Annotated in this window: 13 protein-coding genes; 9 read left to right on the top strand and 4 right to left on the bottom strand. The window is 55.6% G+C overall.

What is annotated here, in order from left to right:
* The 5 genes from DXY31_RS01490 to DXY31_RS01470 form a co-directional block, all read left to right on the top strand.
* A partial coding sequence (locus tag DXY31_RS01490) for a cadherin domain-containing protein (RefSeq protein WP_137024847.1) occupies positions 1 to 5,199 on the top strand: 5,199 nt, incomplete at its 5' end.
* 42 nt (positions 5,200 to 5,241) lie between these two features.
* Positions 5,242 to 7,218 carry a tRNA uridine-5-carboxymethylaminomethyl(34) synthesis enzyme MnmG gene (gene mnmG, locus DXY31_RS01485; RefSeq protein WP_114991153.1) on the top strand — a complete coding sequence of 659 codons (1,977 nt, stop codon included), beginning with the start codon at positions 5,242 to 5,244 and terminating at the stop codon, positions 7,216 to 7,218.
* A 24-nt stretch (positions 7,219 to 7,242) separates the two neighbouring features.
* Entirely contained in the window at positions 7,243 to 7,974 is a 732-nt protein-coding gene (locus DXY31_RS01480) for a hypothetical protein (RefSeq protein WP_114991038.1), read from the top strand.
* Between the two features lie 14 nt (positions 7,975 to 7,988).
* Positions 7,989 to 8,585 (top strand): chorismate lyase, encoded by a 597-nt coding sequence (locus tag DXY31_RS01475; protein WP_244279440.1) that lies wholly within the window; start codon positions 7,989 to 7,991, stop codon positions 8,583 to 8,585.
* Positions 8,586 to 8,672: 87 nt separating this feature from the next.
* Positions 8,673 to 9,104, top strand: coding sequence for a hypothetical protein (locus tag DXY31_RS01470; RefSeq protein ID WP_114991035.1), 432 nt, complete (start codon positions 8,673 to 8,675; stop codon positions 9,102 to 9,104).
* 10 nt (positions 9,105 to 9,114) lie between these two features.
* On the opposite strand, the gene DXY31_RS01465 is transcribed toward DXY31_RS01470, so the two are convergent.
* From DXY31_RS01465 to DXY31_RS01455, 3 genes are all read right to left on the bottom strand, one after another.
* On the bottom strand, positions 9,115 to 9,636 hold the full coding sequence (locus DXY31_RS01465) for a DUF1269 domain-containing protein (protein WP_114991031.1): 522 nt from the start codon (positions 9,634 to 9,636) through the stop codon (positions 9,115 to 9,117).
* Between the two features lie 44 nt (positions 9,637 to 9,680).
* Positions 9,681 to 10,232, bottom strand: coding sequence for an RNA helicase (locus DXY31_RS01460; protein ID WP_114991028.1), 552 nt, complete (start codon positions 10,230 to 10,232; stop codon positions 9,681 to 9,683).
* Between the two features lie 110 nt (positions 10,233 to 10,342).
* The gene (locus DXY31_RS01455; RefSeq protein ID WP_114991023.1) at positions 10,343 to 10,891 is read right to left on the bottom strand and encodes a SprT family zinc-dependent metalloprotease; all 549 of its coding nucleotides are present in this window, start codon (positions 10,889 to 10,891) and stop codon (positions 10,343 to 10,345) included.
* A gap of 92 nt (positions 10,892 to 10,983) precedes the next feature.
* On the opposite strand from DXY31_RS01455, the gene DXY31_RS01450 reads away from it, so the two are divergent.
* The 4 genes from DXY31_RS01450 to DXY31_RS01435 all read left to right on the top strand — a co-directional run bounded on the left by DXY31_RS01450 (position 10,984) and on the right by DXY31_RS01435 (position 14,958).
* Complete coding sequence (locus tag DXY31_RS01450; RefSeq protein ID WP_114991147.1) at positions 10,984 to 11,403, top strand: hypothetical protein; 420 nt, start codon at positions 10,984 to 10,986, stop codon at positions 11,401 to 11,403.
* A 12-nt stretch (positions 11,404 to 11,415) separates the two neighbouring features.
* Positions 11,416 to 13,512 (top strand): NAD-dependent DNA ligase LigA, encoded by a 2,097-nt coding sequence (ligA, locus tag DXY31_RS01445; protein WP_114991020.1) that lies wholly within the window; start codon positions 11,416 to 11,418, stop codon positions 13,510 to 13,512.
* A 133-nt stretch (positions 13,513 to 13,645) separates the two neighbouring features.
* On the top strand, positions 13,646 to 14,773 hold the full coding sequence (locus DXY31_RS01440) for a TIGR00341 family protein (RefSeq protein WP_114991017.1): 1,128 nt from the start codon (positions 13,646 to 13,648) through the stop codon (positions 14,771 to 14,773).
* Positions 14,770 to 14,958, top strand: a complete 189-nt coding sequence (locus tag DXY31_RS01435) for a hypothetical protein (protein WP_114991014.1) — start codon at positions 14,770 to 14,772, stop codon at positions 14,956 to 14,958. The genes DXY31_RS01440 and DXY31_RS01435 overlap by 4 nt, the downstream gene beginning before the upstream one ends.
* On the opposite strand, the gene DXY31_RS01430 is transcribed toward DXY31_RS01435, so the two are convergent.
* On the bottom strand, positions 14,940 to 15,581 hold the full coding sequence (locus DXY31_RS01430) for a TVP38/TMEM64 family protein (protein ID WP_114991011.1): 642 nt from the start codon (positions 15,579 to 15,581) through the stop codon (positions 14,940 to 14,942). The two genes, DXY31_RS01435 and DXY31_RS01430, sit on opposite strands and share 19 nt — an antisense overlap.
* Between the last annotated feature and the right edge of the window lie 60 nt (positions 15,582 to 15,641).

The following is a 15,641-nucleotide window of genomic DNA, read 5'->3' as shown; positions in this document are numbered from 1 at the left end:
GAAATCACTGACCTGAATGATGCCTCCGGTGGTGATACCGACGCCGATGGCAGTGCTCTCTCCTACGCCATCACAGGCGGAAATGGTGATGGCCTCTTTGCCATCAATGCAACAACAGGATCCATCACCCTCGCTTCTGGGCAAGCTCTCGATTACGAATCCAAGACTTCACACGCGCTCACCATCTCCGCCACCGCAGCTGATGGCGGATCTCCCGATACAGCCAACGTCACCATCAATGTTGGCAACGTTGATGACAACAATCCCAACATCGCTGATGTCACTGTTGCCAAAGATGAAAACATCACTCCTGGCACTGAAATCACTGACCTGAATGATGCCTCCGGTGGTGATACCGACGCCGATGGCAGTGCTCTCTCCTACGCCATCACAGGCGGAAATGGTGATGGCCTCTTTGCCATCAATGCAACAACAGGATCCATCACCCTCGCTTCTGGGCAAGCTCTCGATTACGAATCCAAGACTTCACACGCGCTCACCATCTCCGCCACCGCAGCTGATGGCGGATCTCCCGATACAGCCAACGTCACCATCAATGTTGGCAACGTTGATGACAACAATCCCAACATCGCTGATGTCACTGTTGCCAAAGATGAAAACATCACTCCTGGCACCGAAATCACTGACCTGAATGATGCCTCCGGTGGTGATACCGACGCCGATGGCAGTGCTCTCTCCTACGCCATCACAGGCGGAAATGGTGATGGCCTCTTTGCCATCAATGCAACAACAGGATCCATCACCCTCGCTTCTGGGCAAGCTCTCGATTACGAATCCAAGACTTCACACGCGCTCACCATCTCCGCCACCGCAGCTGATGGCGGATCTCCTGATACAGCCAGCGTCACCATCAATGTTGGCAACGTTGATGTCAATGCTCCATCCATCAACAACACCAGCAAAAATGTCCTTGAAAGCCAGGCTGAAGGCATCACCATCATTGATATCAATGATGACAACGGCACTGATACCGACAATGACGGCGATGCCATCTCATACAGCTTCGCGACAAATGGCAATCCAGATGGATTATTTGCAATTAGTTCCTCCACAGGTCATCTCTCAATTGCCAGCGGGAAGAAACTTGACTATGAAAGCAAACAAAGCCATAGCGTTACTGTCTTAGCCAATGATGGTAATAAATCGGATACTGCCCTCATCAATATCAACGTGGTTGATGTTGATGAGTTCGATCCCTCACTCTCCGATAACAATTCAGCAGCCAACTCCATTGCTGAAAATGCTGCCGCTGGAACCTCCGTTGGCGTGACCGCCCTGGCAGCTGATGCCGATGCCAATACCTCCTTCTCCTACGCCTTCTCAAGTTCTGGAAACCCAAACGACCTCTTTGACATCAACTCTTCCACTGGTGTTGTCTCACTCGCCTCCGGCAAAGCTCTCGACTACGAATCCAATACCTCCCATTCCTTCACCGTTGTTGCCACCTCAACCGACTCCAACAGCAACACCAAAACCGTCTCCAAACAGTTCACCGTCAACGTCGTCGATGTGAATGACCTTGGACCAGAGCTGAAGGACGTCTCCATTGATATCCAAGACTCTCTTGCAAGCGGAAAGGAGATTACGGATGTCAATGATGACAACACGAAGACTGATAAAGACGCTGAAGGAAGCTCAATTCAGTACTCCATCACGGCAGGAAATGAGAAAGATCTTTTTACCATCGAAGAAAGTAGCGGCAAAGTAAAGCTAAAATCAAATAAAAGACTTGATTTCAATACATCAGATCTCCATATTCTCGAAATTAATGCAACAGACGGCACCATCTCTGATACAGCAAAAATAACGATCAATGTTCAGGATTCAAATACCGCTCCAACTGCTGTCGAAGACACAATTACTCTCATTGAGGGTGGTTCCGCCAATGCCAATCAAACCAACGGTCTGATTGAAAGCAATGACAATGATGCCGACAATGATCCACTAAAAATATTTAAATTCTTCACTGGAAGCAAGGAAGATAGCAGCAAAAAAGAGGGCTTCTTCGGCCAAGCGATTCAGGGAGCTCTTGGAGAGCTGACTTTAGAAGAAGATGGTTCTTATCAATACGTCGCAAATCATTCCGACGCACTAGCAACCGCTGAAACGGGACTTGATTCGTTTCACTATATCCTCAGCGATGGAAAACTAGACAGCACAGCAAACTTTGATTTTGAAATCACTGGGATCAACGATGCTCCCTTCCTCGTGGATGCAATCAGAACCAAGAAATACATCGAAGGCCAAGGGAACATCACTGTTATCGATGGCAGCCTGGACATTATTGATGCCGATGACACCAATATCGAAAGCGCTTCCGTCTCACTGAGCTCAGGAACTTATGAGTCAAGCGAAGACGTTCTTGGGTTTAACGATGCTTTCGGAATCACCGGAGCCTGGAACTCAACCAATGGCACCTTATCACTCACAGGCTCAACAACATTATCCAACTATATCAATGCTCTGCAAACAGTTACCTATAAAAATAGCGATGACATTAACCCTGTCATCGGACTAAGAACCATTGAATGGTTGGTCAACGATGGTGAAACAAACTCAGTTGCTGTAAACTCGCAACTTGACGTTGGCGGCAGAAACGACTCGCCAACAAGTGTCGATGAAGCAGAAGAAGTCGATGCGGGTTCAAGCATCAGTGCAGCAACCAAATCAAACCTTCTAGTCAATGATTCTGACCCAGAAGGAGATACCCTCACGATTCAGTCGTTCCGCCTTGGAAAAGAGCAACAAAGCAATGTAGAATTCCTCGCCGGCAGCACGCTGACCGGTACGTACGGAAAAATAACCATTGAGGCCAATGGATCGTACGTCTACACAGCAGACCAAATAGCCTCCAAAAGATTACTCATTGATGAAACTCGCAAAGAAACATTCACCTACACCGTTTCCGATTCGCAAGCAGTCGACACTGGAGAAATCGAAATCACCATTAAAGGAATTAATGACAAGCCCATAGCAAACAATGATGCGTTTCAGATCGAAGAAAACAGCTCTAAGTTCAGGTCAAGCGTCATCGGCGTGCTGTCTAATGACATTGACATTGATGGAGATCAACTTTACGTCTTGGGAGTTAGACCAGGAAGAAAAATAGTCTCTACACCCCAAGTCATTGCAACACCCTTACAATCTCAAAACAATAATATAAAGGCTGACATCGAGAACAATCAAGTCAATCCTGAAAGCCAGAACAATACATCAGATTCAAAAAACCAACGCCAAAAAACAGAAGCCACATCTCAAAGCATCAATACAGGAACTGAAACTCAAAATATTGAGCAAGGCTCTAGACAACAATCCAACAGCTCAACCGATGAAGAATCTAATAACAAAACTCAAGGCCATCAATCAACCACCAAACTCCAAAACAACGAAATAAAACCTGAAATTCAGAGCACTCAAATCGAAACAGAAAATCAAAGCACTAGCCCAGATTCAGAGTCTCAACCACAGGAAACAGCAGCCACACCGGAAAGCATCAACAGAAGCACTGAAACTCAGAGCATTGGGTTAAACAATCAAACGCAAAGTCACGACACTAGGAATGAAACCCAACCCATTGGATCAAATATAGAAACTCAAAGTAATCAAACAGAGGTTAACAACCAAAACCTGAGTAGCACTAGCCTAAGCACAGAAATAAAGGGAACCTACGGACATTTACTAGTCAACCAAGACGGTTCATATCGCTACACTGCCGACCTTGCTGATGCATTAGATAGCGGTGACAAAGAAACCGATCTGTTTACCTACACGCTCACAGATCTCGACAGCGATGACAGCGCTGAAATGGTGATTGAGGTAACGGGTGTTAACGATGCACCCGTCTTAGCTACCATCACAGCCGGAACGATTGCTGATCAAACCAATTCATCAGCTCTCACAAGCAGCAACATCTCAGGTCAGTTGACAGCAACGGATGCCGATGCATCTGCCGTTTTGAGCTTCGGAATCAACGGCAACAGTGGTTCAACCGCATCTGGTAACTACGGCACATTGAGCCTCAATCGCTCCACCGGAGCCTATGAATACATACCCACCACCGCTGTCATTGAAGCCCTCAATCAAGGTGAAAGCGTTTCCGATTCCTTTGAGCTGTTCGTTTCTGACGGCAGCCTCACAGCGACGAGGTCCTTCCAGGTCAACATCACTGGCGCCAACGATGCCGGTGGCGGTGGCGGCGGAGGAAGTGGCGGTAGCAATGGCAGTAGTAGTGGTGGTGGCAGTAGCAGCCAAAACGACATCAACCCTGCTCAGCCTCTTTCAACTCCCAGTGAACTGGTCAGAAACAACGATGGCTCTGGCTTCCTGGTCACAGGGGAAAGTGGTCTTTGGGTCCAGCTGGAAGTTCTCAGAAACAACTCTGACTGGCAGAACAGCCTGCAAATCGTGAATGCTGATGGAGAAGCCATGGGATCCATTGGCGCCACCAGAGATTCCACCAACATGGGACAAACTGAACTCTTTCTCAGCGGCGGCAGTGAGATCAAATTCCATCAATCAAGCCATAATCAGAAACTCATTCAGTCCCCAGATCTGCAAATCGATTCACAGCTCGACAACAGCTTCATGCTCCATCTTGAAGACACTGACAATCAAGAAAGGGATTACGACGATTTATCCTTAAAAATCACCACCTCTCAACAGTCCCAGAACATCAACGCTTTCAAACTCGCCTCAGAGCAAGATCACGTCAACGATTCAATCCTGAACATGACGGATCTCAATCCAGGTGCAACCAAACTTCGTTTGACATTGAAAAGCGACTGCGGCAACACCAATCGAGTGGCTTTTGTCAAACTCACTGCTGACGATGTCAACGGATTCACCGTTGACGGAATTGCTTCGTCAGACGAAAACGCCTTTGAAGCAGCTGTTCGTGACAGCCTGATCAACCCGGACGATACAGAGATCCTGATGAGCGGAGACAAGACAACACAAATCGATTGGACATTTAATCAAGCTGATGAAGGTTTTTATGCTCCTGTTTTTATCAATCAGGAAACAGATCGTCTGTTTACATTCGGCATCACCAGCACGACGGACAACCAGGGCTCCATCAAAAATCTGGGCAGCAACTTCTTTGGATATGAAGACACAATCTCATCGCCAAGCTCGGACTGGGACTTCAACGACATCACCATGTTGGTGGAAATGATCTGAGCCTCTGAGGCAAACAAACCGGTGGCATTGGAGAATGAAGAGATGACGGCCTCCAAAGCTCCCACCGAAGTCTTCGACGTGATCGTCGTGGGAGGAGGCCACGCAGGCTGTGAAGCCGCGATCACGGCTGCTCGCCTTGGTCTGAGCACTGCACTGTTCACCCTCAATCTCGACCGCATCGCCTGGCAGCCCTGCAATCCAGCCGTGGGCGGACCGGCAAAAAGCCAGCTGGTGCATGAAGTGGATGCTCTTGGCGGCGTGATTGGGCGCCTCGCCGATGCCACAGCCATCCAGAAGCGCATCCTCAACGCCAGCCGCGGCCCTGCCGTCTGGGCCCTGCGTGCCCAGACCGACAAACGGCAATACTCGCGTCAGATGCTGCAGCTACTGCAGCACACCCCCAACCTGGCTCTGCGCGAAGCCATGGTCACCGGTCTGGAGATCGACGGTGATCCGAACGGCGGCGACGAATCCTGGGACCCAAGCCAGGGACCCAAGGCACGCATCAGCGGCGTACGCACCTATTTCGGCAGCGTCTACGGAGCCAAAGCCGTGGTGCTTACCGCTGGCACCTTTCTCGGGGGGCGCATCTGGGTCGGGCACCAGTCGATGGCCGCTGGCCGTGCCGGAGAGCAGGCTGCCGAGGGGCTCACCGAAGCGCTCCAACAGCTCGGGTTCCACACCGACCGGCTCAAAACCGGAACTCCAGCACGTGTCGACCGGCGCAGCATCGCCCTTGATCAGCTGGAGGAACAACCCAGCGACGCTGCAGACCGCTTCTTTTCCTTTGACCCAGGTTCCTGGAGCAGTGGAGAACAGATGAGTTGTCACATCACCCGCACCACCGCTGCAACCCATCAGCTGATCAAGGACAACCTGCACCTCACGGCGATCTACGGCGGAGTGATCGACAGCAAGGGTCCCCGCTACTGCCCCTCAATCGAAGACAAGATCGTTCGCTTTGCCGACAAAGACAGCCACCAGATCTTTCTGGAACCTGAAGGACGCGACACTCCGGAGATCTACGTGCAGGGATTCTCCACCGGGCTCCCTGAGCCCATCCAGCTGCAATTGCTGCGCAGTCTTCCAGGCCTTGAACAGTGCGTGATGCTGAGACCGGCTTACTCGGTGGATTACGACTACCTACCAGCCACACAGCTGCTGCCATCACTGGAAACCAAGCGGGTGGAGGGGCTGTTCAGCGCAGGCCAGCTCAACGGCACCACTGGCTATGAGGAGGCCGCTGCTCAGGGCCTGGTCGCCGGACTCAACGCCGTTCGGCGCGTCCGCAGTCAGGAAGCGGTGCACTTCTCCCGGGAGAGCAGCTACATCGGCACGATGATCGATGACCTGGTGAGTAAGGATCTGCGTGAGCCCTACAGGGTGCTGACCAGCCGCAGTGAATACCGGCTCGTGCTTCGCGGTGACAACGCCGATCGACGCCTGACCCCTCTTGGCCGGGAAATCGGTCTGATCGATGATCGCCGCTGGCAATTGTTTGAACAGAAGCTCGCTGCCATGGAGAACGAAAAGCAACGGCTGCAGTGCCAACGGCTCAAGGTGAGCGACCCGGTGGCAGCAGCTGTGGAAGCGGAGACCGGCGCACCGATCAAAGGATCGATCACCCTGGCCGACCTGCTGCGCCGGCCAGGCATGCACACTGCAGACCTGGTCCGCCACGGCCTGGCTGATGCCGATCTGCCCTTACCGGTGCGGGAAGGTGCTGAGATCGACATCAAATACAGCGGCTATCTGCAGAGGCAACAGCAGCAGATCGATCAGGTGAGACGTCAGGGCAAACGCAAACTGCCCGCTGAGATCGATTACGCCAACATCAACACGTTGTCACGTGAAGCCCGCGAAAAACTGAGCAATCTGCGGCCGCTCACACTGGGCCAGGCCAGCCAGATCCCCGGCGTCAGCCAGGCTGATCTCAGTTCCCTGCTGGTGTGGCTGGAGCTGCAACAGCGTCGCGACCAGAAGCGCGCATCCCTCGCCTCTAGCGCCAACGCTCGATAGCGTTGGCGCACTCACTGGTCTGCAGTGCCCTCTCGCATCCCCACATCCAGTGCGTACTGGAATCTGCGCGCCGAGCAAATTCTCGACCGCGTGTTCAACGATGACGACAACATTCTCAAAACCGTGCAGCTGCAGGTCAATCCGCCGTCAAAACCAAAAGAAACGAGTGATCAAAATCAAGCAGGTTTGTCCTGGCCACAGGTGAGCTTGGCCGCGCTAGGCCTAATTGCTGTTCTAGGCAGCGGCGGACTGACACTCCATTGGAGGCTTACGCAGCAAGCGCTGGAACGGGAAGGAAACCTCGCCTTAATCGAACGACTGCGCAACAACCAACCATCAGAACGCAAGAACGCATCAAGTAAGCCTGCTCCAGAGACCGCATCGAAGACAGCTGCGCAGGAATTGACTGACCAAACCACAACAGCGAACGCACTAGACATCACTGCACTTCCCAACGCATCGGCAACAAAACTGGAGCCAATCACGATTCCACTGCCGACAGCAGAGGCCATCAGCAATCCCTCAATCGCCGATCAGGGATCAGCAGTCAATGCGCAACCTCAGCTAGTCGGTGTGGTTCACGCCGGTAACGGCGAAGGCTCAGCCATTTTTCAACTCGGCGGCCTCTCCCTCTCCACTGTTCCCGGTGAATCGATCGGCAACAGCGGTTGGACGCTGCAAAGCGTTAGCGCCAATGGCGCCGTGATTGAGCGATCAGGTGCAAGCCAATCCCTGAGTGTTGGAGGTGCTTTCTAAACACTGTGAGCTCCCTGATCCCTTCTCCTTCCGTGCTGTGGGAAGCCCCCACATCCTCCGTGCTGGCGGGAGAAGAACCAGGCTGGCTGCCAGGCCCGTGGCGACTGATGCTGCTGGGAGATGGCAGTCCCACCAGACACCTACGCTTGCTCACTGGTCACAGCGTGCAAGTGCGTCTGATCGCGATGGACGCGGACGCCAGCCTCAGCAATGCTGCAACAGGCGGACCACGGCCAGCGGAGGTTCAGGAACTGGAGCCGCCCCTGCTTCGCCGCCAGGTCTGGCTGAACTGTGGCGAAACCACGCTGGCCTGGGCCGAAAGCTGGTGGAACCAGGATGAAGCAGAGCGGAATCTGAGCAATCGAGAACAGCCGATCTGGCTCAGCCTCACCCAGGGGCGTTCCGAACTGTTCCGTGAAGTAGATGGATTGGCACTGGTCACAGAACCTTGGCTGGAGCAAGGGTTTGGCGAACGAGGGCCGTTCTGGAGCCGCCACTACCGCTTCTTCCGCCAGGGCAGGGAGCTCACCGTGATCCGTGAAGTATTCAGCCCAGCTCTCGAACGCTGGCTGGGTGAAGCACCACGACGACCGCTTCATGCAACGTCATGAAGAAAATCAGCGTTTGATGCGGATTTTCACTTGACAACTTGCCGACTCTTGTGCTGAAGCAATCATGGCCACATCGGCAATGGTTCCATGGCGACTTCCACCTGGGCAACCCTCAACGATCTGGGCCGCAACTTCGGCATCTCCTCGTTCCACTGCGGACGAGCCCTCGAACATCAAGGATGGCGGGATAGGCATGGGCGCCCCACAGACGCGGCGCTCGTAGCGGGTGCGGTTGATCAACGCACACCACACATGAGTGGACGTTCGGTGCTCTGGAACGCTGATCTCTGCGCAAAGTTGCTGGAGCGACAGGGCTACCGGCCGGTGTCCCGCTCTCAGCACATCGGCCAATGGACAGATCTGCTCGAAGCCATGAATGCCGGCTCCCCGTCGATCACCACCACAGCGGATCAGATGGCCGAAGAGCTACCAGCCGATCTGGTGGAAGACGTGAACCGCCAGCTGAGCCGGCGGGGATGTCGCTATCAGGTGTGCCGGCCGTTGAGCAACCGGCACTGAGCAAATCAGGTCAGGCCATCCGCAGTGCTTCGGCTTGCTTACGGGCCTGCTCGAGCTGTTGCTTGAGCTTCTCCTCATCCGTATGACTGAGGCTGGTATGAATCAAGCGGGCATTGGGCAGATGACGACGCAAGCGCTCAATCACACGATCAGGCGTTGAGTCCCGCACAAGCAAAGCCAGTGCTGCACTTCCCTGCGGCAGGGTTTCGGTGAGCTCCTTGAGGAACTTGTCATTAATCCCAATGTCGCTGAGGGCTCCCGAAGCAGCACCGGCACTGGCACCAGCTGCCACGCCAAGCAGCGGGTTGGCGAAGATCAGTCCAATCAGCAGTCCCCAGAAGCTTCCGCCCATGGCACCTGCGGCAGTCATGTTGATGGCCTGACGAAGATGCACGTGACCGTCACTGCCATGTTCGAGAACCACAGCGTCCTCGAGGGTGATCAGATGCTCTTCCTGGATCGCAACCAGCTCAAGACGAACCTGCTCAGCTTCCTCAACCTTGGGGAAACCAATCACCACAAGATTGCTCATGTTGTTGATGCAACGAATCCAATCATAAGTAGAAATGCTGTCGCTCAATCGCGTCGGCGACTGGAACGCGGCAAGGGTCGGCGGGACGACGCCCGAGAGGTTGACGAAGAGCCAGGGTCCGCCTCGGCATCACGACTGGCTGTCCGCTTCCAACGTTCCACCCGGAAACTATCGTCTTCCGGCCAAACATCATCCTTATCGGACGACCTCAGAGTCGATGTTGAAGCCACTGGCGGAGGCAAAACCGGCTGACGACGGGAGAGAGCCTGGAGTGGACGTTTACGTCGTGAAGGCGATGATCGTTCCACTGGTGTTGAGACGTCGCCACGCGCAGGCCGTGCGGACTGAAAACTCTGTGGCCGCTCAGACAGCTCACGCCAGTCATCCTCCTCATCCAGCAGCCAGTCGATTCGGTCACCGACCCAACGACCCATTGCATCCAATCTGGAAGCTCCATCCACACGGTCATGACCGCGTCGTCCTGGTCTGGCTCCGGCAACACCATCCACAAGCTGACGTCCGGTGTCCAACCAGCGGTCAAGCCGCCGGTCCAAAGGGTCAGGACTGCGCTGCGAGCGTTGTCGACGTGAATCCATAACCTGACGTTACCGACGTCTGTGCTGCAACCAACGTTCCCGTTGCAGACCAATCAAGACGATCGAAACACCACCTGCTTCCAACACCCAGAGAAAAACCTCCATCCCGCTCAGCTGTCCTCCGTTGCTGGTTCGTAGCGAAGCAGACAACTGGCATTCCAGCGACCCCCATGATGCCGATCGCAGCACAATCGACAGGCCGCTTGACTCATCCTGCGGCGATAGGGAGTTTGGCGTCCGCAGCGAGGACAGATCGCGATCCAACGCGGGGAACTCTGTGGCACGGGAAAACGATGGCGAACGCTCACTTCGAAACGTTTCTGAGCCGCGTTGATGGCCTCCATGCGCTGCCGAAAGCAGGGTCCGTGACCCTCCTCACGCTTCAACACCAAATCCACCCAGGCATGGATCATCTCGTGACAAAGGGTGCTTTCGGTGGCCTCTCTCGGCAGAGGATCCAGCAACGGCTTAGATAGAACAATTTCACGGCCGAACGGTGGTGCCACCGCAGGCCCTCGTCGGTAGAGACCAGCCGTTCGACGCAGGCGGCCATCACTCCAACGCAACGCAAGCAGTGGTTGATGTCCTCGGCAGAGGGCTCCCTCGAAATGCTCCCGGTTCAGGCGATGAAACAAAGGGAGCAGTGGCTCGAGCGGCATGAATGGCGTAGGACTTGAACAATGACGTCGGCCCAGTCTGCCTCCATCTCGCGGTCCGTCAGTCAGACTCTTCACTCACTTGGAAACAGCTGATGGATCTGGGTCTGGTGCGGGAGATCGGGAGCAAGGCCCTGCTGGCCGGGGGTGGAGCCCTGCTTCTTTATTGGACGATCACCGCCGTGAAGCTGGTGCTCAGCGCCCGCGGCATCAATCCGCTGATCAAGCAATTTTTCACACAGGTGGCAGCAGGCCGAGTGGATGCGGCCTATCTGCTCACCACCAAGGCCTACAGGCAGCATGTCAATCGACAGCAGTTCATCCGCTTCCTCGCAGGTCTGAAGCTCAATCGCTTTCGCAACCTCAAATCGGGCCGACCACGGCTGCAGGAAGGAAGCATGATCCTCACCGTGAAGCTGATCGCAGAAAACAAAGAGGAGATGCCCCTCGACTTCACCTTCACCAAGGTGGAAGACACCTGGAAAATCGAACGCATCGCCACCATCAAGAGTTGAGTCGTCCTACCCGTGACAGCGCCAGCTCCAGATAACGCGTCGAATCAGTTCAGCGAGCGCGCCGCTGAACTGAGACAGCTGCTCACCCGGGCCGCCCACGCGTACTACGTATTGGATGCTCCCGAGCTAGAGGATGCCGTCTATGACCAGCTTTACCGCGAACTGCTGGACCTAGAAACGGCTCACCCCGAGCTGGTGAGCGCTGACAGCCCCACCCAACGCGTCGGCGGGACGCCCTCCGAGGGATTCGCCAGCGTCGCCCACCGCATCCCGCTGTTCAGCCTCGACAATGCATTCAGCGCCGAAGAGTTGCGCAGCTGGTACGCACGCTTGCTGAAGGTGCTCGACAGAGAGCCGCAGGCGAGTGAACCCCTGCCGGCACTGGCCATGGTCGGGGAACTCAAGATCGATGGCAATGCCCTCGCTCTCAGCTACGAGAACGGAGTACTGATCCGAGGCACCACCCGCGGTGATGGGGAACAGGGCGAAGAGATCACCACCAATGTGCGCACCATCGCGTCGATCCCTCTGCGTCTTCAGCTCGACCCCCCCCCCTGGGTGGAAGTTCGTGGCGAGGCTCTGATTCCTGATCGCACCTTCGCTGCCATCAATGCCGACCGGGCAGCGCGAGATGAACCGCTGTTTGCCAATCCCCGCAATGCCTGTGCCGGCACCCTGCGCCAGCTCGATCCGAAAGTGGTGGCGGCACGTCGGCTGGATTTCTTCGCCTACACACTGCACCTACCGGACAACTGGGAGGGGCCACGCCCGATTAGCCAGTGGGAGTGCCTCAGCTGGCTGAGCAGCGCGGGCTTCCGGGTGAATCCCAACGCTGCCCTGCTGCCTGATCTTGCTGCGGTGGAGACCTTCTTCAACAGCTGGGACAGCCAACGTCACGACCTTGATTACGCCACTGACGGAGTCGTGGTGAAACTGAACGATCTGCGTCTTCAAGACAGCGCAGGCTTCACGCAAAAAGCACCACGCTGGGCCATCGCGCTGAAATACCCAGCCGAGGAAGCTCCGAGCCGGCTGCTCCGCATCACCTGCCAGGTGGGCCGAACCGGCGTGATCACCCCGGTGGCCGAATTCGAACCCGTCGCCCTTGCGGGCACCAGCGTCAGCCGCGCCACCCTGCACAACGCCGACCGACTGGCGGAACTGGATCTCCACAGCGGCGACACGATTGTGGTGCGCAAGGCCGGAGAAATCATCCCTGAGGTCCTCCGGGTGCTTTCTGAACTCAGGCCTGAAGGCGCTCTTCCGCTTGATCTTCCCCATCAGTGCCCCAGCTGCGCCTCGGAGCTGGTTCGCGAAAGCGGTGAAGCCGCAACCCGCTGCGTGAACAGCAGCTGCCCTGCAATTCTGCGAGGCGCTTTGCGTCACTGGGTCAGCAAAGGAGCTCTCGACGTGGAGGGAATGGGCGGGAAATTAATCGAACAGCTGGTAGAGAGGGGGCTCATTCGCTCAATCTCCGACCTGTATGGCCTTGATGCCGCGCTGCTGAGCAGCCTGGAACGGATGGGTGAGAAAAGTGCTGAGAATCTCATCTCAGCGATGGAAGCGTCCCGTTCCCAGCCCTGGGCACGCCAGCTCTACGGACTTGGCATCCACCATGTAGGCGAGGTCAACGCCAAAGGCCTCGCAGCAGCCTTCCCAGACATCGACACGCTTGCCCGCACTGCCGTTGATCACCCTGAAGCGATCAGCGAGCTGCACGGCATTGGTCCTGAGATCACCCAGAGCCTGCAGCAATGGTTCAACACCCCAGCCAATCAGAGGCTGATTAAGCAGCTTCAGGACGTCGGCCTCTCCCTCGCCAGCAGTGAGCAGGAGCGCCAGGAGTTGGCAAGCCGCAGCAGCACGGATGGAGTGCTCTCCGGTCAAACCGTTGTCCTCACAGGCACGCTTCCCTCCATGAGCCGCACTCAGGCAAAAGAGCTGATCGAAGCCGCAGGTGGCAAAGTCAGTGGATCCGTCAGCAAAAAAACGTCCTTCGTGCTCGCTGGAGAAGAGGCCGGCAGCAAGCTGGAGAAGGCCAACAAGCTGGGGATCAGCGTGATCGATGAAGCGGGACTGGTTGCCTTGCTCCAATCAAGCCAAAGCTAAAAAGCCTGGCCAGCCAGTCTTGGAGCTTTTCGACGAAGGGATGACGCAGAGATCCGTCTCGTGCCTGATGCATCTTCTCGTTTGAAGTGATGGCAGAGACTGAACAAGCATTCATGTCCAGCATCCAAACCAAGTGGACTCTGCATCTCCCCTTCGAAGCGTTCTGAACAATCTGTCCGGCGAATGGCAGATCAACCTCGAGAACCGGATACCACGCAAGGAGCTTTATCAGGCCCGAATCGCATCATCCAAGCCCTCACTTGGTTTTTTCGTGCTGCTGCTGTGCGCAGCGGTGATTGCCACTCTGGGACTGATCTCCAACAGCCCGGCAGTCGTGATCGGAGCCATGATCGTGGCGCCACTGATGGATCCGATCCTCAGCCTGGCGTTTGCTCTCTCCATCAGCAACAACAAGCTGGCGAAACGCTCGCTGCTGACGGTGGTGATTGGTGTGATCACCGTGGTTGCCACCGCAGCACTGCTGGCGTCACTGCTGGATGTGAGTGAGGTGAATCGCGAGATGACGTCTCGCACAGCGCCCAATCTGATTGATCTGGGAGTGGCGGTGGCGGCCGCTGTCGCCGGATCCTTCAGCATGACCCGCGAACGGCTGTCCAATTCCCTGGCCGGCGTCGCCATCGCGGTGGCTCTGGTTCCACCACTGTGCGTCTGTGGCATCGGCCTGAGCATGGGTAATGAGGTGGTGGCCGTATTTGGTCGCGGCACGGTGGCCGGCATCACCAATCAGATCTCCGAAGGCTCCTTCTTGCTGTTTCTGGTCAATCTGATTGGGATCACGGTGGCAAGCCTTTTCATCTTCCTCGTGCAGCGTTACGGCAGCGTCGTTCAGTGCTGGCGCAATCTGCTGTTATGGCTGGCTCTGCTGGGACTGTTGTGCATTCCCCTGTCTTCGGCTCTGCATGACTTCAATGTCAAGCAGAAGATCGTCAGCAGGTTCGACACCTTTAAGGCAGGTCAGGTCAATCAGCTCAAGATCACCAGCAAGAACGCCTATTTGTGGCAAAGGGTGCGACTGCTGTTCAGCAATGTTCGGGTGCTCAACAACAAGGCCAGCGTGGATCTTGTCTTGAGCGCACCGAGGGGGGTTCTCAACGAAGACCTGGCCAATGAGATCTCCGAGACCCTTATGAGCAATGCGAAACAGGAATTCCAGCTTGATGACATCAAGATCACGATCAGCGTGATTCCCAATCAGATCAACAAATTCAGCGACACCTCAGCACTTCCGGCTTCGCAATGAACAACCAAGAGAGAGATCAACCGCCCATCTTCAGATGGATCAAAACGGAGTGCGGTCGGGCCAAATATGCCGATCTCAGCAACCGCAGTGGCTTCACAGCCAAAGCCAGGCTGGGTTGGTTTGTTGTGATCGCCGCTGCGCGTGACTGGCGCCTGCCTAATCCTGATCAGAGCTCAGAATCCTGAGCATCAGCGCCTGCTTCCTGTAGGGCTTTGCGCGCGGAACGTCCCACCAGCCAGACCACTCCCACCGTGGCCAGCACTCCTACGACCCGAAGCACCCAGGCCTGCGCGGAGGTCTCTCCGGCCAACACTTCGCCAAATCTGGCAGCACTGCCGGCCAGAGCACCCAGAGCGCAGAACAAAATCGTTCCAGGAATGATCCCAATCAAGCCGAAGTTGTAATCCCGCAGACTCACCTCACTCAGTCCATAGGCCAGGTTCAGCAAAGAGAACGGGAAGGCTGGTGAGAGACGCGTCAGCAACACCAAGCGAAACCCCTCCCGACTAACGGCCTTCTCAATCGCCAGCAGCTTGGGAAAACGGCTAAGACGCTGCTGCGCCCAACCCCTGAGCCAGTGCCTGCCCAGCAGAAACGCGGCCTCGGCGCCAAGGGTTGCCCCGGCAAACACGATTAGGCTGCCCCACCAGGGTCCATACAGTGCACCAGCCAGCATCGAAGCCCAGATCCCTGGCAGCAGCAGGGTCACCCAGATGGCGTAAAGGGGCACAAACAGCAGGACTCCTATGGGCGACTCCAGCCATGCCAACACCGCTTCGGTGTCAATCAGATGAGCAATCGCGTCCATCCTTCATCCATCGGTGCCATCACCGTTCCATGGACCACAACAACAACGCAACTGCAACAG

Source organism: Synechococcus sp. UW179A, from assembly GCF_900473965.1.
Taxonomy (GTDB): domain Bacteria; phylum Cyanobacteriota; class Cyanobacteriia; order PCC-6307; family Cyanobiaceae; genus Synechococcus_C.
The sequence above is the reverse complement of the archived record's forward strand: the minus strand, read 5'-3'. Positions and strand labels throughout refer to the sequence as shown.